This is a genomic window from Nocardioides sp. CCNWLW216, from assembly GCF_037120545.1.
GTDB classification, from domain to species: Bacteria; Actinomycetota; Actinomycetes; order Propionibacteriales; family Nocardioidaceae; genus Nocardioides; species Nocardioides lianchengensis.
In genome coordinates this window covers 155,961-177,727 of sequence record NZ_JBBBBJ010000011.1, presented here as the reverse complement: position 1 = coordinate 177,727, position 21,767 = coordinate 155,961, and the positions used below count along the sequence as shown (strand labels likewise).

Annotated in this window: 22 protein-coding genes and 2 tRNA genes; 15 read left to right on the top strand and 9 right to left on the bottom strand. The window is 72.2% G+C overall.

Annotated features, from left to right (window positions below):
• Window positions 1-11: 11 nt before the first annotated feature.
• The 3 genes from V7S47_RS21675 to V7S47_RS21665 all read left to right on the top strand — a co-directional run bounded on the left by V7S47_RS21675 (window position 12) and on the right by V7S47_RS21665 (window position 1,227).
• A complete protein-coding gene (locus V7S47_RS21675) occupies window positions 12-938 on the top strand; it encodes a CPBP family intramembrane glutamic endopeptidase (RefSeq protein ID WP_336563516.1) in 927 nt (308 codons plus the stop codon).
• Window positions 939-990: 52 nt separating this feature from the next.
• Window positions 991-1,062, top strand: a tRNA-Gln gene (locus V7S47_RS21670).
• Between the two features lie 92 nt (window positions 1,063-1,154).
• Window positions 1,155-1,227, top strand: a tRNA-Glu gene (locus V7S47_RS21665).
• A 183-nt stretch (window positions 1,228-1,410) separates the two neighbouring features.
• On the opposite strand, the gene V7S47_RS21660 is transcribed toward V7S47_RS21665, so the two are convergent.
• A complete protein-coding gene (locus V7S47_RS21660) occupies window positions 1,411-2,628 on the bottom strand; it encodes an LCP family protein (RefSeq protein WP_336563515.1) in 1,218 nt (405 codons plus the stop codon).
• Between the two features lie 148 nt (window positions 2,629-2,776).
• Between V7S47_RS21660 and V7S47_RS21655 the strand changes: the two genes are divergently transcribed.
• From V7S47_RS21655 to V7S47_RS21645, 3 genes are read left to right on the top strand one after another with little or no spacing between them, the layout of a single operon-like run.
• The gene (locus V7S47_RS21655; protein WP_336563514.1) at window positions 2,777-4,282 is read left to right on the top strand and encodes a DNA-3-methyladenine glycosylase 2 family protein; all 1,506 of its coding nucleotides are present in this window, start codon (window positions 2,777-2,779) and stop codon (window positions 4,280-4,282) included.
• 3 nt (window positions 4,283-4,285) lie between these two features.
• Entirely contained in the window at window positions 4,286-4,765 is a 480-nt protein-coding gene (locus V7S47_RS21650) for a methylated-DNA--[protein]-cysteine S-methyltransferase (RefSeq protein WP_336563513.1), read from the top strand.
• Between the two features lie 28 nt (window positions 4,766-4,793).
• Window positions 4,794-5,336 carry an NUDIX hydrolase gene (locus V7S47_RS21645; RefSeq protein WP_336563512.1) on the top strand — a complete coding sequence of 181 codons (543 nt, stop codon included), beginning with the start codon at window positions 4,794-4,796 and terminating at the stop codon, window positions 5,334-5,336.
• Between the two features lie 5 nt (window positions 5,337-5,341).
• On the opposite strand, the gene V7S47_RS21640 is transcribed toward V7S47_RS21645, so the two are convergent.
• Complete coding sequence (locus V7S47_RS21640) at window positions 5,342-6,064, bottom strand: IclR family transcriptional regulator (RefSeq protein ID WP_090852934.1); 723 nt, start codon at window positions 6,062-6,064, stop codon at window positions 5,342-5,344.
• A 168-nt stretch (window positions 6,065-6,232) separates the two neighbouring features.
• Here V7S47_RS21640 and leuC point away from each other — a divergent pair, with 168 nt between their 5' ends.
• The 4 genes from leuC to V7S47_RS21620 all read left to right on the top strand — a co-directional run bounded on the left by leuC (window position 6,233) and on the right by V7S47_RS21620 (window position 9,951).
• A complete protein-coding gene (gene leuC, locus V7S47_RS21635) occupies window positions 6,233-7,651 on the top strand; it encodes a 3-isopropylmalate dehydratase large subunit (protein ID WP_336563511.1) in 1,419 nt (472 codons plus the stop codon).
• A 12-nt stretch (window positions 7,652-7,663) separates the two neighbouring features.
• Entirely contained in the window at window positions 7,664-8,269 is a 606-nt protein-coding gene (gene leuD / locus V7S47_RS21630) for a 3-isopropylmalate dehydratase small subunit (protein WP_336563510.1), read from the top strand.
• 67 nt (window positions 8,270-8,336) lie between these two features.
• On the top strand, window positions 8,337-9,161 hold the full coding sequence (locus V7S47_RS21625) for an alpha/beta fold hydrolase (RefSeq protein WP_336563509.1): 825 nt from the start codon (window positions 8,337-8,339) through the stop codon (window positions 9,159-9,161).
• Window positions 9,162-9,294: 133 nt separating this feature from the next.
• Window positions 9,295-9,951 (top strand): HU family DNA-binding protein, encoded by a 657-nt coding sequence (locus V7S47_RS21620; protein ID WP_336563508.1) that lies wholly within the window; start codon window positions 9,295-9,297, stop codon window positions 9,949-9,951.
• Between the two features lie 68 nt (window positions 9,952-10,019).
• Here V7S47_RS21620 and cofC read toward each other — a convergent pair whose 3' ends face one another.
• Window positions 10,020-10,652, bottom strand: coding sequence for a 2-phospho-L-lactate guanylyltransferase (gene cofC, locus V7S47_RS21615; RefSeq protein WP_336563507.1), 633 nt, complete (start codon window positions 10,650-10,652; stop codon window positions 10,020-10,022).
• A 100-nt stretch (window positions 10,653-10,752) separates the two neighbouring features.
• Between cofC and V7S47_RS21610 the strand changes: the two genes are divergently transcribed.
• Both V7S47_RS21610 and V7S47_RS21605 read left to right on the top strand, forming a co-directional pair.
• A complete protein-coding gene (locus V7S47_RS21610; protein WP_336563506.1) occupies window positions 10,753-11,523 on the top strand; it encodes a lysophospholipid acyltransferase family protein in 771 nt (256 codons plus the stop codon).
• The gene (locus tag V7S47_RS21605) at window positions 11,520-12,539 is read left to right on the top strand and encodes an NAD(P)H-dependent glycerol-3-phosphate dehydrogenase (protein ID WP_336563505.1); all 1,020 of its coding nucleotides are present in this window, start codon (window positions 11,520-11,522) and stop codon (window positions 12,537-12,539) included. The genes V7S47_RS21610 and V7S47_RS21605 overlap by 4 nt, the downstream gene beginning before the upstream one ends.
• 98 nt (window positions 12,540-12,637) lie before the next feature.
• On the opposite strand, the gene V7S47_RS21600 is transcribed toward V7S47_RS21605, so the two are convergent.
• A complete protein-coding gene (locus V7S47_RS21600; protein ID WP_336563504.1) occupies window positions 12,638-13,702 on the bottom strand; it encodes a trans-sulfuration enzyme family protein in 1,065 nt (354 codons plus the stop codon).
• A gap of 24 nt (window positions 13,703-13,726) precedes the next feature.
• On the opposite strand from V7S47_RS21600, the gene V7S47_RS21595 reads away from it, so the two are divergent.
• Both V7S47_RS21595 and V7S47_RS21590 read left to right on the top strand, forming a co-directional pair.
• Window positions 13,727-15,097: a UDP-N-acetylmuramoyl-tripeptide--D-alanyl-D-alanine ligase gene (locus V7S47_RS21595; protein ID WP_336563503.1), complete on the top strand. Its 1,371-nt coding sequence runs from the start codon at window positions 13,727-13,729 to the stop codon at window positions 15,095-15,097.
• 11 nt (window positions 15,098-15,108) lie between these two features.
• On the top strand, window positions 15,109-16,209 hold the full coding sequence (locus V7S47_RS21590; protein WP_336563501.1) for a D-alanine--D-alanine ligase family protein: 1,101 nt from the start codon (window positions 15,109-15,111) through the stop codon (window positions 16,207-16,209).
• An 8-nt stretch (window positions 16,210-16,217) separates the two neighbouring features.
• On the opposite strand, the gene V7S47_RS21585 is transcribed toward V7S47_RS21590, so the two are convergent.
• From V7S47_RS21585 to V7S47_RS21565, 5 genes are read right to left on the bottom strand one after another with little or no spacing between them, the layout of a single operon-like run.
• Window positions 16,218-16,667 carry a YbjN domain-containing protein gene (locus V7S47_RS21585; RefSeq protein WP_336563500.1) on the bottom strand — a complete coding sequence of 150 codons (450 nt, stop codon included), beginning with the start codon at window positions 16,665-16,667 and terminating at the stop codon, window positions 16,218-16,220.
• Between the two features lies 1 nt (window position 16,668).
• Window positions 16,669-18,891 (bottom strand): hypothetical protein, encoded by a 2,223-nt coding sequence (locus V7S47_RS21580; RefSeq protein ID WP_336563499.1) that lies wholly within the window; start codon window positions 18,889-18,891, stop codon window positions 16,669-16,671.
• A 60-nt stretch (window positions 18,892-18,951) separates the two neighbouring features.
• On the bottom strand, window positions 18,952-19,911 hold the full coding sequence (locus V7S47_RS21575) for a D-alanine--D-alanine ligase family protein (RefSeq protein WP_090852907.1): 960 nt from the start codon (window positions 19,909-19,911) through the stop codon (window positions 18,952-18,954).
• Between the two features lie 27 nt (window positions 19,912-19,938).
• Complete coding sequence (locus V7S47_RS21570) at window positions 19,939-20,451, bottom strand: DUF3515 family protein (RefSeq protein ID WP_336563498.1); 513 nt, start codon at window positions 20,449-20,451, stop codon at window positions 19,939-19,941.
• The gene (locus V7S47_RS21565) at window positions 20,452-20,688 is read right to left on the bottom strand and encodes an Lrp/AsnC family transcriptional regulator (protein WP_090852901.1); all 237 of its coding nucleotides are present in this window, start codon (window positions 20,686-20,688) and stop codon (window positions 20,452-20,454) included.
• Window positions 20,689-20,800: 112 nt separating this feature from the next.
• Here V7S47_RS21565 and V7S47_RS21560 point away from each other — a divergent pair, with 112 nt between their 5' ends.
• The gene (locus V7S47_RS21560; RefSeq protein ID WP_336563497.1) at window positions 20,801-21,751 is read left to right on the top strand and encodes a thiamine-phosphate kinase; all 951 of its coding nucleotides are present in this window, start codon (window positions 20,801-20,803) and stop codon (window positions 21,749-21,751) included.
• The last annotated feature ends 16 nt before the right edge of the window (window positions 21,752-21,767 follow it).

Sequence of the window (21,767 nt, the reverse complement as noted above, 5' to 3'; positions counted from 1 at the left end):
GGGCGCGGGGGATGGAGTACCACCGGCTGCACCGGCTCGGCCCGTGGGCCTGGTGGCGGCCGCTGGTCGGCGTGGTCTGCCTGCTCGGCGCGTTCGTCCTCGTGGTGCCGGTGGTGGTCCTGGTGGTCTTCACCGTCGGCATCGCGGTCTCCGGCGCCGACGTGGGCTCGACGGTCGAGCGGATGCTCGACACCGACCGGGTGACCCCCCTGGCCCTGGCCTACCTCAACGTGGCGATCGCCGGCCTGATCCCGGTGACCTGGCTGCTGATGCGGGCGCTGCACGGGCTGAAGCCGCGCTGGCTGGCCTCGGTCGCCCCGCGGATCCGATGGGGCTGGCTGGCGGCCTGCTTCGGCCTGGCGATCGTGTCCCTGCTGATGACCGTCGTGGTCAGCGCCCTGGTGCCGGCCCAGGCCGACGGCACCCAGATCAGTGGCAGCGTCAACGACTTCACCCGCACGACCCGCGACTTCCTGCTGATCATCGTGCTGCTGACCCCGCTGCAGGCCGCGGGGGAGGAGTACGTCTTCCGCGGCTACCTCACCCAGGCCTTCGGCGGTCTGGTGCGCTCACCCTGGCTCGCCGTGCTCGGCCCGGCCGTGCTCTTCGCCCTCGCCCACGGTGCCCAGGACCCGCCGATCTTCGTGGACCGGCTGGCCTTCGGCATCGTGGCCGGGTTGCTCGTCGTCCTGACCGGGGGCCTCGAGGCGGGCATCGCCATGCACGTGCTCAACAACTTCCTGGCGTTCGGCGTCGCGCTGGCCTTCGGCGAGATGGCCACCGTCCTGAACCCGACGGCGGCGAGCTGGTGGAACCTCCCGGTGACCCTCACCCAGTCGCTGTCCTTCCTCGCCCTGACCCTCCTGGTCGCCCGGGCGACCGGCCTGAGGACACGCTCGGAGCCGGCCGAATTGGAGGCCTCCGGGCCTCGCGTGTAAGGTTTCTTCTCGGCTCGGAGACGAGCTCAGCGGGGCCGAACTGGCGCTGCAGTGGGATATGGTGTAATTGGCAACACGACTGGTTCTGGTCCAGTTATTCTAGGTTCGAGTCCTAGTATCCCAGCGAGATCGCGGTGGTTCCGACGCCGGAATGACCGCGATTTTGTGCGAAACAACAGCCTTGCTAGGGTTTCGCAGGTTGCTCGCGAGAGCAAAGCCCCCGTTGTGTAGCGGCCTAGCACGCCGCCCTCTCAAGGCGGTAGCGCCGGTTCGAATCCGGTCGGGGGTACAGACCGAGAAGGGCCCGGATCCACCAGGATCCGGGCCCTTCTGCGTACCCGCCCGCGCATCCGCCCGACCGCGCTCCACGAACAGCGCAATTGCGTCGGCTACGGGCCGGTAGGCCTGCTACTGGCCCGTAACCGGCGCAATTGCGCTGATCCGGGGAGGACTCCTGCGGGGCGCGGCCTCGCTAGGCGCAGAGGCCGTTGGCGAGGGCCTCGGCCCGCTCGGTCTCGGCCTGCTCCTCCTGCTCGGGAGTAGCGCTGGCGCCGGTGTCGGGGGACGCGTCGGGGGACGTGCTCGGCGACTCGCTGGTCGGCGGCTTCGCGGCGCTGATGCTGCCGCCGCTGAGGGTCCGGCCGAGCGGGGCGTCGGCGATGATCCGCTTCCACAGCCGATCGGCGTCGGTCGTCCACTGGAGGCGGTTCGGGTCGAGGGGGTACTCCTCGATCGGCACCGTGATGAACTTGATGTTGCTCAGGCCGGTCTCCCGGAACTGCATCGCCAGGTCGGCGAGATCCTTGACGCGGTCGAGCTCGTCGTCCACCTGGATCGAGCCGACGACGGCCTTGAGGAAGTTGCGCACCTTGGTGGGCTGGCTCAGCGTGTTGGCCGACAGCACCTTGTTGATCATCGAGGCGACGAAGGCCTGCTGGCGCTTCATCCGGCCGATGTCGCCGGTCACCGAGAGCGTGTAGCGCTCGCGGACGTAGTTGAGGGCCTGCTGTCCGGTGAGCTCGTGGGTGCCGGCCGGCAGGTAGATCCCGTGCTCGGGGTCGTCGACCTCCTTGGGCAGGCAGACCTGGACGCCGTCGACGGCGTCGACCATGGCCTTGAAGCCACGGAAGTCGAGGACGATGAAGTGGTCGACGTAGACGCCGGTCAACGTCTCCACCATCTGGATGGTGCACAGGGGCCCGCCGACGGAGAACGCGGTGTTGAACATGACGTCGTCCGCGCCCGGCACGTCCCGGCCGTCCTCGTCCACGCAGTCGGGCCGGTCGACGATCGCGTCGCGGGGCAGGCTGACGCCGTATGCCTCCTTCCGGTCGGCGGAGACGTGCAGGAGCATGGTGGTGTCCGAGCCGTCGCTGCCCGACTCGCCGTCGATCTGGTTGCCTTCCCCGGTCCGGGTGTCCGAGCCCATCACCAGGATGTTGAGCGGCTCCTTCGGCCCCTCCACCTCGGGCTTCTCGCCCTCGACGTGCGGGATCTCCACCCCTGGCGGCAGTGTGTCGTCGAGCTGGCGCACGAACGCGTAGACCGTGGTCGCGGTCAGCACCGCCACGACGAGCTGGGTGACGAGGATGACCGTGAGCACGGGGGAGAGGCGCCGCCGACGGCGGCCCTTCCGGCGCGGTTGCTGCGCGGGTGCCGGCGCGGCCGGCGGCTGCTCGTCGTCGGCCACGGGGACATGGTGACAGTCCGGTGCTCGGATATCGGCCGGATGACCTCACCTGTCACACATTCTTGACAATCTCTCAGGCTCCACCGGCTGGCGTCGCCGTGTCCGATTCCCGCCAGCCGTGGTCAGGGGGATGGGGGAGGATGAGGTCATGACGACGACCACGGCGAGCCAGCTCGACGCCGAGTCCTGCTATCGCGCGGTGAAGTCGCGCGACCGGCGCTTCGACGGCGTCTTCTACACCGCGGTCCGCACCACCGGCATCTACTGCCGGCCCAGCTGCCCGGCGCGGACCCCCGCGTCCGCCAACGTCACCTTCCACGTCAGTGCGGCCGCGGCCCAGGCGGCCGGCTACCGCGCCTGCAAGCGCTGCCTGCCCGACGCGACCCCGGGCAGCCCGGACTGGGACGTCTCGGCGTCGGCGGCCGGCCGCGCGATGCGCCTCATCGCGGACGGGGTGGTCGACCGCGAGGGGGTCGACGGCCTGGCCCGGCGGGTCGGCTACACGCCGCGCCACCTCAGCCGGATCCTCACCGCCGAGCTGGGCGCCGGCCCGCTGGCGCTGGCCCGGGCGCGGCGGGCCCAGACCGCGCGCGTGCTCATCGAGACCACGGCCCTGCCGCACACCGACGTGGCGTTCGCCGCGGGCTTCTCCAGCGTGCGGCAGTTCAACGACACGATCCGCGAGGTGTACGCCGCCAGCCCGACCCAGCTGCGTGGGCGCCGGACGGGCGGACGGCCGGCCACCGGCACCGTCTCGATGCGGCTCGCCGTACGCACCCCGTTCGCGGGGCGGGCGCTGATCGACTTCCTCGCCTACCACCTGATCCCGGGGGTCGAGGTCGCCGGACCCGGCTGGTACGCCCGCACCCTGACGCTCCCGCACGGTCCCGGCACCGTCCGCCTCGACGCCGACGACACCACGGCTGCGGGCGAGACCGCCTTCGTGACCGCGACGTTCGCGCTCACCGACCTGCGCGACACCGCGGCGGCCGTCGAGCGCGCCCGGCGGCTGGTCGACGCGGACTGCGACCCGTTGGCGGTCGGCGACCACTTCGCCGGCGACCCGGTCATCGGTCCGCTCGCCCGCGCCACCCCCGGGCTCCGGGTGCCCGGGCAGGTCGACGGTGACGAGGTCGCCGTCCGGACGGTGATCGGCCAGCAGGTCAGTGTCGTCGGCGCCTGCACGGTGACCGGCCGGCTGGTCGCGGCCCACGGCGTTCCGGTCGAGACGGACATCCCCGGCCTCACCCACCTCTTCCCCGACGTGGCGACCCTGGCCGGGGTCGACCCGGAGATGCTGCCGATGCCGCGGGCCCGTGGCCGGGCGCTGGTCGGGCTCTGCGCGGCGCTGGCCTCCGGCGAGGTCGCGCTCGACCGCGGCCCCGACCGCGACGACGTACGACGCCGCCTGCTCGAGCTGCCCGGCATCGGCCCGTGGACCGCCGACTACGTCGCCATGCGTGCCCTGGCCCACCCCGACCTGTTCCTGCCCACCGACGTGGGCGTGCGCAACGCCCTCGCCGGGCTCGGGCACGACCCGGCGTCGGTGATCGCCGGGAGCGAGCGTTGGCGGCCCTGGCGCTCCTACGCCCTCATGCACCTCTGGAACACGCTCATGCCGCCCGCCACCGACCCCGACCGTCAGGAGAGCTGACCCATGTGGACCGTCCTCGAGTCACCCATCGGCGAGCTCCGGCTCGTCGAGCGCCACGACGCGATCACCGCGATCGAGTTCTCCCCGTTCCGCGAGGGCGACGGCCGCGTGCGCGGAGCACGCGACGACGCGCACCCGGTGCTCGTCGAGGCCGCGCGCCAGCTGACCGCCTACTTCGCCCGCGACCTGAAGGAGTTCGACCTGCCCCTCGCCCCGGAGGGCAGCGACTTCCAACAGCGGGTCTGGACCGAGCTCTGCGCGATCGGGTACGGCGAGACCGCGTCGTACGGGCAGGTCGCGCACCGGCTCGGCATGACCAACGCCGCGTCCCGCGCGGTCGGGCTGGCCAACGGGCGCAACCCGATCCCGGTCGTGATCCCGTGCCACCGGGTGATCGGCGCCAACGGAACCCTCACCGGCTACGCCGGCGGGCTGGAGCGCAAACAGCTGCTTCTGGGGCTGGAGCAGGACGCGCTGTTCTGAGCAGGTCGGCCCCTGCGATGCTCGGGACATGAGCGGTTGGCAGACGCACGGGACCCGGACGGTCTACGAGAACGCGTGGGTGCGGGTCCGCGAGGACGACGTCACGCGGCCGGACGGCAGCACCGGCATCTACGGCGTCACGGAGGTCCGGCACCCGGCGGCGTTCGTCGTACCCGTGACGGAGGACGGTGCGGTCCTGCTCGTCCGGCTCTTCCGCTACACGATCGGTCGCGAGTCCCTGGAGGTCCCCGCCGGTGGCTCCGACGGCCAGGACCCGCTGGTCGCGGCGGGCCGGGAGCTGCGGGAGGAGACCGGCCGTACGGCGACCACGTGGACCCACCTGGGTCAGGTCTTCGCGCTCAACGGGGTCGCGGACGCGCGTGCCGAGGTGTTCCTCGCCCAGGGTCTCAAGGACGTGGGGGGCGGGAGCCTGGAGGAGGAGGGCATCTCCGAGGTGCTCGAGGTGCCCTGGGCCGAGGCGCTGGACCTGGTGCGCACCGGCGAGATCCACGACAGCGAGACCATCTCCTGCCTGATGCTCGCCGGTCTGAGGCTCGGCCGGATCGGCTGAGCCGGCTACTCCGCTGCGGCGCGACGCAACGACTCGGAGAGTCGCTCGGCCGCGGCCAGCACGGCGGGCGCGTGCATGCGGCCGGGCTGGCGGGACAACCGCTCCAGCGGACCCGAGACCGAGACGGCCGCGATGATCTTGCCGCTGGGGGAGCGCACCGGCGCCGAGACCGACGCGACACCCTGCTCGCGCTCGCCGACCGACTGGGCCCACCCGCGCCGGCGGATGCCGGAGAGGGCGGCCGCGGAGAAGGCGGCGTTCTGCAGCCCGCGGTGCATCCGCTCCGGGTCCTCCCAGGCCAGCAGCACCTGGGCGGCCGAGCCGGCGCGCATGGTCAGCTGGGAGCCGACCGGGATCGTGTCGCGCAGCCCGCTGGGTCGCTCGGCGGCGGCCACGCAGACGCGGTGCTCGCCCTGGCGGCGCCACAGCTGGGCGGACTCGCCGGTGATGTCGCGCAGCCGGGCCAGGACCGGGCCCGCCGTGGCCAGCAGGCGGTCCTCGCCGGCGGCGGCGGAGAGCTCGGCCAGGCGCGGGCCCAGGACGAAGCGGCCCTGCATGTCGCGGGCGACGAGCCGGTGGTGCTCCAGCGCGACAGCGAGCCGGTGCGCGGTCGGGCGGGCCAGGCCGGTGGCCGCGACCAGGCCGGCGAGCGTCGCCGGCCCGGACTCGAGAGCGGTGAGCACGAGAGCCGCCTTGTCGAGCACGCCCACGCCGCTGGAGTTGTCCATATGCCAATACTCCCGTCTCGGATCATGGGATGCAAGGGGTGTGACGCGCGCCGCACCCGCGGCCGGGCCGTCGTCCGCATGTCTTGCATGTCGAGACCGACGTCTCAGATCATGGGATGACGGCGTACTCTTCGAGAGTCAGGAGCGGTACGTCACGAGGGAGTGATCATGGGTAGGACCCTGTCGGAGAAGGTGTGGGACGAGCACGTCGTGCGATCGACCCCTGGGGAGCCGGACCTGCTCTACATCGACCTCCACCTCGTGCACGAGGTGACCTCGCCGCAGGCCTTCGACGGCCTGCGACTGGCCGGGCGGCCGGTGCGCCACCCCGAGCTCACCCTGGCGACCGAGGACCACAACGTCCCCACGCTGGACTGGGACAAGCCGATCGCGGACCCGGTCTCGCGCACGCAGGTCGAGACGCTGCGCAGGAACGCCGAGGAGTTCGGCGTCCCGATCCACAAGCTCGGCGACGCCGACCAGGGCATCGTGCACATCATCGGTCCCCAGCTGGGCCTCACCCAGCCGGGCATGACCATCGTCTGCGGCGACAGCCACACCAGCACCCACGGCGCGTTCGGGGCCATCGCGCACGGCATCGGCACCTCCGAGGTCGAGCACGTCCTGGCGACCCAGACCCTGATGCAGGCCAAGCCCAAGACCATGGCCGTCACCATCACCGGCAGCCTGCCCGCCGGTGTCACCGCCAAGGACATGGCGCTCACCCTGATCGCCCACACCGGCACCGGTGGCGGCCAGGGCTACATCGTGGAGTACCGCGGCCAGGCCGTCGAGGAGCTCTCGATGGAGGGCCGGATGACCCTGTGCAACCTGAGCATCGAGTGGGGCGCGAAGGCCGGCATGGTCGCGCCCGACCAGAAGACCTTCGACTACATCGAGGGCCGCCCGCACGCGCCGAAGGGTGCCGACTGGGACGCCGCGGTCGCGCACTGGAAGACGCTGGTCACCGACGAGGACGCCGTCTTCGACAAGGAGATCGTGCTCGACGCCTCGACCATGACGCCGTTCGTCACCTGGGGCACCAACCCCGGCCAGGGCATCCCGCTGGGCGCCACCGTGCCGATCCCCTCGGAGTTCGAGGACGAGCAGGACCGGATCGCCGCCGAGCGAGCCCTCGAGTACATGGGCCTCGAGGCCGGCATGCCGATGCGAGAGGTCGCGGTCGACACCGTCTTCATCGGTTCCTGCACCAACGGGCGGATCGAGGACCTGCGGCTCGCCGCTGAGGTGATCGAGGGGCACAAGGTCGCCGACGGCACCCGCCTGCTCGTCGTCCCCGGCTCGGCGCGGGTGCGCCTGCAGGCCGAGGGCGAGGGTCTGGACGTGATCTTCAAGGAGGCGGGCGCCGAGTGGCGCGGCGCCGGCTGCTCGATGTGCCTGGGCATGAACCCCGACACCCTGGCGCCGGGCGAGCGCAGCGCGTCGACCTCCAACCGCAACTTCGAGGGTCGGCAGGGCAAGGGCGGTCGCACGCACCTGGTGTCGATCCCGGTCGCCGCGGCCACCGCCGTGCGCGGCACCCTCTCCTCGCCGGCGGACCTGGTGCCCGCCGCGGCGACGAACTGAACGGGAGCTGACATGGACAAGTTCACGACCCACACCGGCGTCGGCGTCCCGCTCAAGCGGAGCAACGTCGACACCGACCAGATCATCCCGGCCGTCTACCTCAAGCGGGTCACCCGCACCGGCTTCGAGGACGGCCTGTTCTCGGCCTGGCGCAACGACCCGTCCTTCGTGCTCAACAACCCGGTCTACGCCGCCGGCTCGGTGCTCGTCGCCGGACCGGACTTCGGCACCGGCTCGTCGCGCGAGCACGCCGTCTGGGCGCTGCAGAACTACGGCTTCAAGGTCGTCATCTCCGCCCGGTTCGCCGACATCTTCCGCGGCAACTCCGGCAAGGCCGGCCTGCTGGCCGCCCAGGTCGACGAGAAGGTCGTCCAGAAGCTCTGGGACTTCCTCGAGGACAACCCCGGGGGCGTGATCACCGTCGACCTCGAGTCGCGGACCGTCCGGGCGGGCGAGGGCGTCGACGCGATCGAGGACTCCTTCGACATCGACGACTACACCCGGTGGCGGCTCCTGGAGGGGCTCGACGACATCGGGATCACCCTCGGGCACGAGGCCGACATCTCGTCGTTCGAGGCCGAGCGGCCGCGCTGGAAGCCGGTCTCGCAGCACGCCTGAGCCATCCGTCCGGAGTTGGGTACCGAACTAGTCGAGGTACTCAACATCCGGACGGAAGGACTCACACGTGACGACCATCGCGTCGAACGGCATCACCCTCCACTACACCGACACCGGCGGCATCGGCCGTCCCGTCGTCCTGGTCCACGGCTGGCCGCTGAGCGGCGCGTCGTGGTCGGAGCAGGTGCCGGCGCTGAGCGACGCGGGCTACCGCGTCGTCACCTACGACCGGCGCGGGTTCGGCGAGTCCGACAAGCCCGAGTCCGGCTACGACTACGACACGTTCACGGCCGACCTGGCCGGTCTGGTGGACGGCCTCGACCTGCGCGACGCCGTACTCGTCGGGTTCTCGATGGGGGGCGGCGAGGTCGTGCGGTACGCCGCGCAGCACAACGCGGCCGGCCGGGTCACCGGCGCGGTGCTCGCGGGCGCGGTGCCGCCGTACCTGCTGAAGACCGAGGACAACCCCGACGGCGGGCTGGGTCGCGCGGACGTCGACGAGATGAAGGACGGCGCGGCGGGCGACCGCGAGGGCTTCCTCGACGGCTTCACGACCGGCTTCTTCTCCGTCGACGGCGAGCTGAAGGTGACCGAGGAGCAGCGCCAGGAAGCGCTCCGGCTCGCGAGCGCCGCGCGTGACGAGGCCGTGGTCGGCTGCATCGAGGCGTTCGGCACGACCGACTTCCGCGAGGACGTCGCGCGGGTCGACGTACCGACGCTCGTGATTCACGGCGACTCCGACGCGATCGTGCCGTTCGAGGTCTCCGGCAAGCGGAGCGCGGAGGCGATCGAGGGGAGCACCCTGGTCGTCGTCGAGGGCGCCCCGCACGGCTTCAACGTCAGCCACGCGGACCGCTTCAACGCCGAGCTGCTGCGCTTCCTGGAGTCCTGAGACCCCGTACGACGGCGCAAAAAAGTCGCTCCGGACGCGGCGTGGTGATTGTGACGGTCGCCACGACTACCTAGCGTGCCAGGAGAAGATCGGGCACGGGCTCGGTCCGAGCAGCTCCTCCGAAGGGAAGATCGTGAACAAGTCACAGCTCATCGACGCGCTGGCGGCGCGTTACGAGGGGAACAAGAAGGCCGCGGCCCACGCGCTCGAGTCCGTCCTGGACACGATCACCCGCGAGGTGGCGAAGGGCGAGAAGGTCGCCATCACCGGGTTCGGTTCCTTCGAGAAGCGGGTGCGCGACGCGCGGTGGGTGCGCAACCCGCAGACGGGCGAACGGATCAAGGCCAAGAAGAAGTCGGTGCCCAAGTTCACCCCCGGCGCGGACCTGAAGAACGTCGTCTCCGGCGCCAAGAAGCTGCCCAAGCTGACCCTGGCCGTCGCCAAGGCCGCGCCGGCCGCTGCCGTGAAGGCGGCCACGCCCGCCAAGAAGGCGGCGCCGGCTGCGAAGAAGGCGGCGCCGGCTGCGAAGAAGGCTGCGCCTGCGAAGAAGGCGACGACGGCTACCAAGAAGGCTGCTCCGGCCGCGAAGAAGTCGGCTTCGGCGAAGAAGACCGCTCCCGCCGCGAAGAAGTCGGCTCCGGCGAAGAAGGCCGCGCCGGCGGTGAAGAAGTCGGCTCCGGCGAAGAAGACCGCGGCGAAGACGCCCACTGCCACGAAGACGACGACCGCCAAGAAGGCCCCCGCGGCCAAGAAGGCACCGGCGAAGAAGACGACCGCCAAGAAGGCCTGAGCTCCTCGCGCGGATGACGGGGCCGCCTCCGGTGACGGGGGCGGCCCCGTCGCCGTCCGAGCGGTGGGTCAGAGGTCGCGAGTGAGCATGCCGGTGCGGGGACCGACGCCCAGCGTCACGGCGTCGCGCAGATCGTCGAGGTCGTCGACGTCGCGCCGCAGGGTCGCGGCGTCCAGCGCGATCGCGAACGCCTGCAGGTCGTGCGCGTCCCGCGAGCCCTCGCCGAAGCGCGGTTCGAAACGGTCCCAGGGCGCCGTGTAGAGCGTGGTGCCCAGGCCGGCCGCGTCGGGCACGTAGGCAGGCTCGTCGCCCACCTGCGCGAGCGCGGCGTCCAGGTCGGCGGGCAGGAGGGCGGGCAGGTCGGCGCACAGGGCGACCGGCTGCAGGTCGGGCCAGCGGCGCCGGGCCTCGGCGGCCGCCTGGCGCAGGCTGCCGTTCAGGTCGCCGGTGACGCCGTCCGGGATCGACGGGCACCCGAGGGCCGAGAGCCGGGCCGAGAACGAGGCGTCGTCGGTCGCCACCAGGACCGCCCCGACGAGGTCGGCGGCGAGGCACGCGGCCACGGTGTCGAGGGCGAACGCGGCGGCGAGCTCGCGTCGTACGTCGTCGGGCAGGCCGACCAACCGCGACTTGCCGAGGGCCGGAGGCTTCACGGGCACGAGCAGCGCGAAGCGCCGGGGCTCGGGGGACGGGACGGACATCGGGACGATCCTGTCAGGTCGGGCGCGCGATCGTCGCCCCGCTGACCGAGTAGCCTGCGTTCGGACGTGGGACAGGTCACGAAACAGACGAGGGAGCGCGTTGAAGGTTCGCAAGCTGCAGCAGAAACGTGGCTGGGCGTGGCACCTCGCCGTCCCCATCGTGAAACCCGCGCTGCTGGCCACCACCACGCACGAGTGGACCGGTGGTGAGAGGATCCCCGCGAGTGGCGGCTGCATCCTCGTGCTCAACCACATCTCCCACGTGGACCCGCTGACCGCCGCGCACATCGTCTGGGACCACGGCCGGGTGCCGCGGTACCTCGCGAAGTCGGGGCTCTTCCGCAACCGGGCCCTCGGCTTCTTCCTGCGGGCGGCCGGCCAGATCCCCGTGGAGCGGCTCAGCGTCAACGCCATCGGGGCGTACGACGCCGCCGTGGCCGCCGTCCGGGCCGGCGAGTGCGTCGTGGTCTACCCCGAGGGCACGATCACCCGCGACCCGGGCGGGTGGCCGATGACCGGCAAGTCCGGCGCCGCCCGGATCGCGCTCGCGACCGGGTGCCCGGTCATCCCGATCGGTCAGTGGGGCGCCCAGGAGCTGCTGGCGCCGTACGCGACGAGGCCCGACCTGTTCCCGCGCAAGCGGATCCGGATGCTGGTCGGGGACCCGGTCGACCTCGACGACCTGCTGGCCGTCGAGGCGACCCCGCCGGTCGTGCAGCAGGCGACCGACCGGATCATGGCCGCCATCGTCACGCTGGTGGAGCAGATCCGCGGCGAGACGGCCCCGGCCGAGCGCTTCGACATGCGGCGGGCCGGCGTACGAGAGACCGGCAACCCGCACCGCCACGACCCGGGGGAGGACCCTGCATGAGCCCGATCTCCACCACCGGCAAGGTCGCCGTCCTCGGCGCGGGATCGTGGGGGACCGCGTTCTCCGTCGTCCTCGCCGACGGCGGCAACGAGGTCACGATGTGGGGGCGTCGCGAGGAGGTGTGCGCGACGATCAACGACGAGCACGAGAACGTCGAGTACCTCCCCGGCGTCCAGCTCCCACCGACCGTCACCGCGACCCACGACGCCGAGAAGGCGCTCGCCGGCGCGGACGTGGTCGTCCTCGCGGTGCCGTCGCAGTCGCTGCGGGTCAACCTGACCGAGTGGGCGCCGTACCTCTCCGACGACGCGGTGATGGTCTCGCTCATGAAGGGCGTCGAGCTCGGCACCCTGAAGCGGATGAGCGAGGTGATCGCCGAGGTCACGGGTGCGGGCCCGGAGCGGATCTCGGTCATCAGCGGGCCCAACCTCGCCAAGGAGATCGCCCGCCGCGAGCCCGCCGCGTCCGTGGTGGCCTGCGAGGACGAGGACGTCGCACGAATGCTGCAGGCCCGCTGCCACTCGCCGGCCTTCCGTCCCTACACCTCCGTCGACGTCCTCGGCTGCGAGCTCGGCGGGGCCTACAAGAACGTCGTGGGCCTGGCCGTCGGCATGGCCGTCGGTCTCGGCTTCGGCGACAACACGACCGCGTCGGTGATCACCCGGGGCCTGGCCGAGACGGCCCGGCTGGCGATGCGCCTCGGTGCCAACCCGCTGACCCTGATGGGGCTGGCCGGGCTGGGCGACCTGGTCGCCACCTGCTCCTCGCCGCTGTCGCGCAACCGGACGTTCGGCGAGAAGCTCGGGCAGGGCATGACCTCGGAGGACATCTACGCCTCCACCCGCCAGGTGGCCGAGGGGGCCAAGTCCTGCGCCTCGCTGCGGGCCCTCGCCGAGCAGGCCGGCGTGGACGCCCCGATCGCCCAGCACGTCGACGACGTCGTCGCCGGCCGGCTCACCGCCGCCGACCTGATGGACGCCCTCCTCGCCCGCGACACCAAGGCTGAGACTGACTGATCGAGGGACGAGATCAGTCAGTCTGACGGTGGTCGAGCAGCGACGGAGCGTGTCGACACCCGGTGGGCCGATCGCCGGCCTGGTGCGCGCCGGAACGGTCAGGGGAGGCGGTCGAGGGCCTGCTGCAGATCGGACCAGAGGTCCTCGACGTCCTCGATGCCGACGGAGAGTCGGACCAGGGCGTCGGGGATGGTCGCGGGCTCGGACTTCCAGCGTCGGCGGCGCTCGAAGGTCGACTCCACACCCCCGAGGCTGGTCGTGTAGACCCAGAGGTCGGTGGAGTGGGTGAGCAGGTCGGCGGCCATGGCGCCGCCGGCGAGGACGATCGACACGATGCCGCCGAAGCCCGGGTAGCGGACCTCGGACACGGCCGGGTGCGCGCCCAGCCGAGCGGCCAGCTCCGTCGCGTTGGCCTGGGCGCGCTCGACCCGCAGGTGCAGCGTGCGCATCCCGCGCAGGGCGAGGAAGGCCTCCAAGGTGCCGGGTACGGCGCCGAGCAGGTCGCGACGGCCCTTCAGGACGCCGTACAGTGCGTCGTCGTTGGTGACCAGCGCGCCCATGAGCACGTCGCTGTGACCGGCGAGGTACTTGGTCGCGGAGTGCACGACGATGTCGGCGCCGAGCTCGAGCGGCTTCTGCAGCAGCGGCGTGGCGAAGGTGTTGTCGACGACGACGTACGCCCCGGCCTCGTGGGCCGCAGCGGCGATGGTCTCGATGTCGCCGAGCTCGAGCGCGGGGTTGGTCGGCGACTCGAGCCAGACCAGGGCGGCGTCGTCGCAGGCCGCCACGAACGCGGCGGTGTCGGTGATGTCGACCAGCTCGGTGGTGATCCGGCCGCGGGCCTCGAGGTCGGCCAGCTGCGCGATGGTGCCGTTGTAGGAGTGTGCCGGCGCGATGACCTTGGCACCCTGACCGACCAGGTCGAGGACGACCGAGACGGCGGCCAGGCCCGACGAGAACGCCAGCGCCCGGCCGCTCTCGAGAGCACCGAGGGCGGCCTCGAAGGCCTGCCACGTCGGGTTGCCCCAGCGGCCGTACTCCCGCTCGCCGCCGCCGACGAACGTCGAGGCCATCGTGATGGGGGTGTTCAGGGGCTCGTCGGCCTCGTGGGGCGGGCGCCCGGCGTGTACGGCGACGGTGGCGGGTGAGGGGGAGTCGACCATGGGCGACAGACTATGGTCGCCGCCATGATCGCCCTGACCCTGGCCGAGATCGCCGCCGTCGTCGACGGTGAGGTGGTGGGCGGGGCCACCGGGGTCGTGGTCGACGGTCCGGTGGTCATCGACGGCCGCGAGGCGGGTCCCGGCAGCCTCTTCGTCGCGTTCGTCGGCGAGCGGGTGGACGGCCACGAGCACGCCGCCCAGGCCGCTGCGGCGGGGGCGGTCGCGGTGCTCGGCAGCCGTCGTACCGAGCTCCCGACGGTGGTCGTGACCGACCCCCAGCGAGCGCTGCAGCGACTCGCGGCCCACGTCGTCGCCCGGGTGCGGCGCGCCGGCGGCCTGACGGTCGTCGGCCTCACGGGCTCGCAGGGCAAGACGTCGACCAAGGACCTCCTCGGGGCCGTGCTCGACCAGGTCGCGCCGACCGTGGCGACCCGGGGCTCGTTCAACAACGAGCTGGGGATGCCGCTCACGGCGCTGCGGGTCGAGCCGTCGACCCGCTACCTGGTCCTGGAGCTGGGCGCCCGCGGCACCGGCCACATCGCCGAGCTGACCGCCCTGGTGACCCCGGACGTCGGCGTCGTCCTCAACGTCGGCCACGCCCACCTGGGGGAGTTCGGGTCGCGGGAGGCCATCGCCGAGGCGAAGGGGGAGCTGGTCGAGTGCCTGCCCGAGGACGGCACGGCGGTGCTCAACGCCGACGACGACCGGGTCGTCGCGATGACGGCACGCACCCGGGCCGCGGTGACGACGTTCGGGCAGGAGCGGGCCGCGGACGTCCGGGTCGAGGAGCTGGTCCTCGACCGGCTCGGGCGCCCGTCGTTCGTGCTCGCGACCGCGCAGGACCGGGTCCCGGTGACGCTCCAGGTGGTCGGTGGCCACCAGGCCCTCAACGCCGCAGCCGCCGCAGCCGCTGCCCTGGCCGTCGGGCTCAGCCTGCCGCAGGTCGGCGCGGCGCTCGACGCCGTCACGACCCTCTCGCAGTGGCGCATGGAGCTGCACGAGCTGCCCTCGGGGATCGTCGTCCTCAACGACTCCTACAACGCCAACCCCGAGTCGATGCGGGCGGCACTCGACGCGCTCGCCACGATCGGCGACGACCCCGAGGTCCGCCGGACCGTCGCGGTGCTGGGCGAGATGCGCGAGATGGGCCCGACCAGCGACGCCGAGCACGCGGGGATCGGCGCGTACGCCGTCGACCGCGGCATCGACGTCGTCCTGGTCGTCGGCGAGGCGGCCCGGGCGACGGCGGACGGCGCGGGCGACCGCAGCACCTTCGTGCCCGACAACGACGCCGCGGTCGCCTGGCTGCGCACCCACGTAGGCGAGGGTGACGTTGTTCTCGTCAAGGCGTCGCGTGGCGCGCGCCTGGACGAGGTCGCGGCCGCGCTCCAGTAAGGTCCCCGGACATGTCCGAGCCGATCCACGACAGCCCCGCCGAGCCGACCCGCAGGGTCCGGGTGGCCCTGGTCTTCGGCGGCCGCTCGGGCGAGCACGCCATCTCCGCGGCCACCGCCGCGGGCGTGATGCGGGCCATCGACCCCGAGAAGTACGACGTCCTCCCGGTCGGCATCACCCGCGAGGGCGCGTGGGTGCTCGCGTCGGGCGACGCGTCCCACTACGAGCTGGCCTCCGGGCGGCTCCCGGAGGTCACCCGCGAGTCCGGGCGGGAGGTGGCCGGGCTGGCCGAGGTCGGCGAGGTCGACGTGGTCTTCCCCCTCCTGCACGGCCCGTACGGCGAGGACGGCACCATCCAGGGCCTGCTCGAGCTGGCTGGCGTCCGCTACGTCGGCGCGGGCGTGCTGGCCTCCGCGGTCGGGATGGACAAGCACTACATGAAGCTGGTCTTCGCCGGCCACGGCCTGCCCGTCGGCCCGTACGTCGTCGTCCGCCCCCGCGACTGGGAGCAGCGGCAGGCCGAGGTGATCCGCGAGGTCCAGGAGCGGCTGCGGTTCCCGGTGTTCGTGAAGCCGGCCCGTGCCGGATCCTCGCTCGGCGTGACCCGCGTCGACGACCTGACCGGGCTGGCGGACGCGATCGAGGCGGCCCGCCACCACGACCCGAAGGTGCTCGTGGAGCAGGGGCTCGAGGGCCGTGAGATCGAGTGTGCCGTCCTCGGCGGGCGCGACGGGGACGCCCCCCGGGCCTCGGTGCCCGGCGAGATCGTCGTGGACCACGACGCGGCGACCTTCTACGACTTCGAGGCCAAGTACCTCAGCGACTCGCAGGCGCGCACCGAGGCCCCGGCCGACCTGCCCGCCGACGTCAGCGAGCGGGTGCGCGAGATCGCCGTACGGGCCTTCGAGGCGATCGACGGCGAGGGCCTCTCCCGGGTCGACGTCTTCGTGACGCCCGACGGCGAGGTCGTCCTCAACGAGATCAACACGATGCCCGGCTTCACGCCGATCTCGATGTACCCCCAGATGTGGGAGGCGACCGGGCTGTCCTACCCCGAGCTGATCGACGAGCTGATCCAGCTCGCGCTGGAGCGCCCGACCGGCTTGCGCTGAGCGCGCCGTCAGCCCAGCACGTCCGCCGGGTCCGCGCCTCCGGCGACGGCCTGCAGACCGTCGATCCACTGGTCCATGGCGGCCAGATTGCGGGCGACCAGCGGCGACACCAGGGCCGCGAGGACGGCGTCGTCGACCTCGGCGCGGCCGAGGTCGAGCGAGGTCCGGAACCGGACGTCGCCGTCGCTCAGGTCGATCTCGAACGAGCCGACCACGAGCCCGTAGTTGGCCTCGGTCAGCACGGCCGCGACGGCCTCGCGCCGGTCCTCGGGCACCTCGTCGGGCAGCAGGCTGTAGAACGCGACCTGCGGCTCGTCCGGGTCGACCTCGGCCACGAAGGGCCACGGCGCCTCGCCGTCCGAGGGCTCGAGCAGCATGCCGCCGGGGTGCTCGTCGTCCAGCTCGACGACCCACTCCAGGCCCTCGAGGACGGCGACGACCCGCTCCAGGAGCGCCACCTCAGCCACCCACGCCCGAGAGCTGACCGGTGACGATCTCCTTGATGGCCGACTTGCGGCGCTTGAACTCCGCAACGTGCTGGGCGTTGCTCTTGTACGACGGATCGGTCCGCATCTGCTTGGCCACCTTGTAGAGGATCTCCAGGTCCTGGTCGTCGATCTTCGCGATCGCTCCCGCGAGGTTGTTCTCCGCGACGATGTGCAGGATCTCACGGGCCCGCAGCCGGACCGTCTCGTTGTCGCTGAGCAGGCAGGCGATCAGGTCGTCGACCTTGCGCTTGCACTGGATGGTGAGCTTCTTGATCAGCGGCTTGGCCTGCTCCGCGGTCATCACCTTCGCAGTCTTGGCGTTGGCGACGCCCTCCTTCTTGCCGGTGGTCGGAGCAGCTCCCTTCACCGGGGCCGTGCCGGGGTCGTCCACCTTGACGGGGCCGGGCGGGAAACGGCGGTCGAACTCCGCCTCGTCGATGCTCATCAGGTCCATGATGAGGCGCTTGCCCTCGTCGTAGTCCGCGAGCTCCTCGACGTAGGCGTCGTAGGCGTCCTTCCGCGCCTGCCACGCGACGAGGGCGTCCTGGTGTGCCTTCTCGGCCCGCTCGGGCGCGCTCACGGCGGCGTTGAGCGCCCCGCGCGCCTTCTTCTGCTGACTGTCGACGTTGCCGAAGAAGAACTGCTTGGCACCCCACAGCACGCCGCGGTCGCCCTTCCCGCCGTACTCCATCTCGTTCTTGGCCTCGCGCAGCTTGTGCACGCGACGTCCGCGCTTCACCAGCGTCTTCAGGCTCTTGTAGAGCGCCGAGGTCGCCTTGATGGCCTTGCCGGTGGCCTTGGTCGCGCCCATGTCGCCGCCGGCGGTGAAGGTGCCGGCGGCGTCGGCGAAGTGCCCGACCGCCTCGACCGAGTTGATGGTCGCGGTCTCCGCCTTGCGTCGCTGGCCGAAGCTGGCCACCTTGCCGAGGTCGCGCATCTGCTCGTAGTCCTGCGAGCCCTCCGTGCGCGTGCCGCCGGTCTTGAGGTCGTCCTCGTACTTGGTGCGGAGCTTGGTGCCGTAGCCGAAGTCCTTCTTGCCGGTGGTCCGGAGGAACTCCAGGAAGGCCTTCTTCTCGGCCGCATGCTGCGTAGCGTCGGACCACGTGGTCGTGAGGGGGTTGAACTCGATGGCCGGGGCACCGGTCCCCCCGCCACCCGGGGGCGTGGCGACGGGCTTCTTCTTGGCCTTGGCGGCGTCGGGGTCCGGGGCCGACACGTCGTACGTGCCGCCGGTCAGGCCGCTGGCGTGCGCCACCCAGGCGACGTGGAACTCGTGCCACCGCTTCCGGTCGCTGCCCTTGACCTTGCCGCCGGTCTTCAGCGCGGTGACGAACTCGCCGAAGCGCTCACCACGCACGTCCTCGGGCAGGAACGTGTCCTGCTCGCGCTTGATGTGGGTGCGCTGACGCCCGAGCTTGCCCGAGGCGACGCTGTCCTCGATGGCCTTCTTGGTCTTGATCGTGCCCTGGACGCCGTTGACGGCGACGTCGAGGAACGGGATCTGCTCGCCGGCCAGGTCCGACATGCCCGCCAACGAGCTGCCGCCGGAGGTGACGCCCAGGCCGCCGGTCAGCAGCGAGGTCGCCGCCGACTCCATCTGGACGGCTCCGAGGTTCTTCCCGATCGAGTCGCCGCGGGCGCCGTCCCCGAGCCCGAAGTCGTACTTCTGGTAGGCGTGCCACAGGTTCTCGACGGAGTCCTTGGCCTCCAACGCGCCGCCGAGCATCTCCTTGGCGCCGCCGAGCACGCTCATCGTGCCGCCGAAGCCCTTCACGGCCTCGGTGCCCGCGAAGGTCTCGGCCTTGTCGAAGGCCTTGCCGTCGAACGTCAGCCCCTCGGCGTCCTTGAGCTGCGGAACGGCCTGGAGGGTGTCGGCCAGGTCGATGAACTCCAGCGGGACGGCCTCGTCGTCGGAGCCGATCTCGCCCTCGCGCAGGTTGCCGACGGCGGTGCTGCCGAACAGGCCGAAGAACCGGTGGATGGTCGGCTCCGGGGCACGGCGTACCTCGAAGGCCGTGCCGGTCGACTCCTGGTGGTCGTGCGCGCCCTCGAGCGGGGTCCGGGAGATCCGGTTGAGCGGCATGGGCACCGGTGACGACGGGACGGCCGCCTCGATGGTGGGGGAGTCGGTCTCGTCGGTGCGCTTGCGGCGCGCGTGCCCGCGATCGCGCGTGGCCCGGGCTGAGGACGTCACGGTCAAGAACCCTAGGACACCGGAACGCTCCCCGCTGGGGTTCCGCAGATCCCGGGGCGCTCAGCCCCGGTCGACCGCCCGGCGGACCAGGCCGTGGGCGACCTCGCCGAGCGAGGTCCCGCTGGCGGTGCAGGCGAACGGCAGCACCGACGTCTCGGTGGTGCCGGGCGTGATGGCCGTCTCGAGCAGTACGAAGGTGCCGTCGGGGGAGACGAGGAAGTCGGAGCGCGACAGGTCGTCGAGGCCGAGCACGCGGTGGGCCTCGCGGGCCACCTCGCCGAGCCGGGTCGTCAGCTCGTCCGGCAGGTCGGGCGTCAGCAGCGACACGTACTCCGCGGTGTAGCGGGCGCTGAAGTCGAACTCGTGGCCCCGCTCGTACTCGACCGCGACGGGGAGGAGGGAGGTGAGGCCGTCGGGGGTCTCGTGGCAGACCACGCTGACGTCGACGCCGTCGTAGAACCGCTCGACGAGGGCGTCCTCGCAGTAGGCGTAGGTCTCGACCAGGGCCGACGGCAGCGCGCCCAGCCCGTCGACCCCGGTGACGCCGAGGGCGCTCCCGCCCCGGGCCGGCTTGACCACGACCCGGTGGCCGAGGCGGTGCATGACGTGCTCCATCAGGGCGGTCGCCCCGATGTCGCGGAAGGTCGTCGCCGAGAGGCCGACGCTGTCCGGGACGGGGATGCCGGCCCGGTGCAGCAGCTCGCGGGCGGCGCCCTTGTCCCAGGCGACCTTGCAGGCGCGGCTGCTGGAGCCGACGTAGGGAAGGTCGATCAGCTCGAGGAGCGTCTGGATCTCGCCGTCCTCGCCGAACTGGCCGTGCAGGGCCGGGAAGGCCGCCACCACCTTGTCGCGCTGGAGGCTGTGCAGCAGCTGACGGTCGAAGTCGTAGGCGCTCGCCTCGACGCCGCGGGCCCGCAGCTCGCGGACCAGGTTGCGGCCGCTGGCCAGCGACACGTCACGCTCGTGGCTCAGGCCGCCGGCGATCACGGCCACGGGTCCGGCGAGCTCGTCGGTCGTCATGGATTCAGGCTCCCACACGGCACGGCCTCAGACGCAGCGCTCGACCAGGTCGAGATGGGCGGCCACCAGCGGGGCGAGCTCGGCCATCACCGAGGCGCTGCCCTCGGGTCGGTAGTCGGCGGGTACGGAGACCTGCAGCCGGGGTTCGTAGCCGCCGGTGGTCAGCACCAGGTCCGCCTCGTTGTCCTGGTCCTGCTCGGGGGGAACGAACCAGCCGACGTCGTTGACCAGGATGCAGTCGCCGGTGACCCGGAAGTCCTCGGGCGCCGGGGCGCCGCAGGCGACGACGATCGCGGGGTCGCCGTACGCCGCACCGGGGGCGTCGGCGGGCTCGGACTCCACCCGCTCCTCGCCGGCGAGGCTGGCGGGCAGGTCGTCGACCAGGGCCGCGCAGGTCGCGGCGTCGGCGGCGTCGAGGTCAGGGGTGGCCAGCTCGACCGGACCGCAGCCGGTCAGCAGGGTCAGGACGACGGCCGCGCACGCGACGACGCCCCTGGTCCCGCGGGTCCAGGGGCGTCGTCGACTGCTGGTGGTGGGCACTCAGATGTGCACGACCGGGCAGGTCAGCGTACGGGTGATGCCGTCGAGGGTCTGCACCTTCGCGACGACCAGCTTGCCGAGCTCGTCGACGTTGCGCGCCTCGGCCCGCACGATGACGTCGTACGGCCCGGTGACGTCCTCGGCGAGCGTGACGCCCTTGACCTGGGCGATCGCGGTCGCGACCTCGGCGGCCTTGCCGACGTCGGTCTGGATCAGGATGTACGCCTGGACGACCATCGTGGTTCTCCCTGTTCGGACTGGGGGCGCCCGTGTGTGCGGGCTGGTGACCGAGGGTCAACCTACCCCGTCCGGTGCTGGTGGTCATAGACGCCTCTGGTGGGATGGGGGCATGGCGCTCCCCTCCGACGCGACCCTGGCCGACGCCGGCGAGTTCGGGCTCATCAGCGAGATCGTCCGGCACTTCCCGCAGGGCGAGCACGTGCTCGTCGGTCCCGGCGACGACGCCGCCGTGCTGCGGGTGCGGACCGGCCACGTGGTGGTCTCGACGGACCTGATGGTCGAGGGTCGGCACTTCCGCCGGGACTGGGCCAGCGCGGCCGACGTCGGCCACCGCGCCGCCGCCCAGAACCTGTCCGACATCAACGCGATGGGCGGGCAGGCGACCTCGCTGACCGTCGGGCTCGCCGCCCCGGCCGACCTGCCGGTCGCCTGGGCGCTGGAGTTCGCGGCCGGCTTCGCCGAGGAGTGCGCGCTGGTCGGCGCGAGCGTGGTCGGCGGCGACCTGACCCGGGCCGACCAGGTGGTGATCGCGGTGACCGTGCTCGGCGCGGTGACCGAGTCTCCGGTGCTGCGCTCGGGGGCCCGCCCGGGCGACGTGCTGGCCCTCACCGGCCGTCAGGGCTGGGCGGCCGCCGGTCTCGCGGTGCTGGGTCGGGGCTTCCGCTCGCCGCGCGCGCTCGTCGAGGCCTACCGGCGTCCGGCGCCGCCGTACGCCGCGGGGCGGGTCGGTGCGGAGGCGGGGGCGACCTCGATGATCGACGTCTCCGACGGGCTGCTCGCCGAGGCCGGACACCTGGCCGACGCCTCCGGCGTGGCCATCGACGTGTCGACGGCCGCCTTCGAGGTGCCCGAGCCCCTGGTCGCGGTGGGCGCCGCGGTCGGCGCGGACCCGATGAGCTTCATCCTCGGTGGTGGCGACGACCACGCCCTGCTGGCGACGTTCCCGCACCCCTCCGCCGTCCCCGACGGCTGGACCGTCATCGGCGCCGTCACCGAGGGGGAGGGCGTCATCGTCGACGGCGCGCCGTACGACGGCCCCACCGGCTGGACGCATTTCTGAGCGCGCCTCGCCCGAG

Excerpts from the sequence above, each read along its gene's own strand:
- V7S47_RS21675 (WP_336563516.1), top strand. The coding sequence starts at position 12 with ATGGAGTACCACCGGCTGCACCGGCTCGGCCCGTGGGCCTGGTGGCGG.
- V7S47_RS21655 (WP_336563514.1), top strand. The coding sequence starts at position 2,777 with ATGACGACGACCACGGCGAGCCAGCTCGACGCCGAGTCCTGCTATCGC.
- V7S47_RS21650 (WP_336563513.1), top strand. The coding sequence starts at position 4,286 with ATGTGGACCGTCCTCGAGTCACCCATCGGCGAGCTCCGGCTCGTCGAG.
- V7S47_RS21645 (WP_336563512.1), top strand. The coding sequence starts at position 4,794 with ATGAGCGGTTGGCAGACGCACGGGACCCGGACGGTCTACGAGAACGCG.
- V7S47_RS21640 (WP_090852934.1), bottom strand. The coding sequence starts at position 6,064 with ATGGACAACTCCAGCGGCGTGGGCGTGCTCGACAAGGCGGCTCTCGTG.
- leuC (WP_336563511.1), top strand. The coding sequence starts at position 6,233 with ATGGGTAGGACCCTGTCGGAGAAGGTGTGGGACGAGCACGTCGTGCGA.
- leuD (WP_336563510.1), top strand. The coding sequence starts at position 7,664 with ATGGACAAGTTCACGACCCACACCGGCGTCGGCGTCCCGCTCAAGCGG.
- cofC (WP_336563507.1), bottom strand. The coding sequence starts at position 10,652 with ATGTCCGTCCCGTCCCCCGAGCCCCGGCGCTTCGCGCTGCTCGTGCCC.
- V7S47_RS21605 (WP_336563505.1), top strand. The coding sequence starts at position 11,520 with ATGAGCCCGATCTCCACCACCGGCAAGGTCGCCGTCCTCGGCGCGGGA.
- V7S47_RS21600 (WP_336563504.1), bottom strand. The coding sequence starts at position 13,702 with ATGGTCGACTCCCCCTCACCCGCCACCGTCGCCGTACACGCCGGGCGC.
- V7S47_RS21595 (WP_336563503.1), top strand. The coding sequence starts at position 13,727 with ATGATCGCCCTGACCCTGGCCGAGATCGCCGCCGTCGTCGACGGTGAG.
- V7S47_RS21590 (WP_336563501.1), top strand. The coding sequence starts at position 15,109 with ATGTCCGAGCCGATCCACGACAGCCCCGCCGAGCCGACCCGCAGGGTC.
- V7S47_RS21575 (WP_090852907.1), bottom strand. The coding sequence starts at position 19,911 with ATGACGACCGACGAGCTCGCCGGACCCGTGGCCGTGATCGCCGGCGGC.
- V7S47_RS21565 (WP_090852901.1), bottom strand. The coding sequence starts at position 20,688 with ATGGTCGTCCAGGCGTACATCCTGATCCAGACCGACGTCGGCAAGGCC.
- V7S47_RS21560 (WP_336563497.1), top strand. The coding sequence starts at position 20,801 with ATGGCGCTCCCCTCCGACGCGACCCTGGCCGACGCCGGCGAGTTCGGG.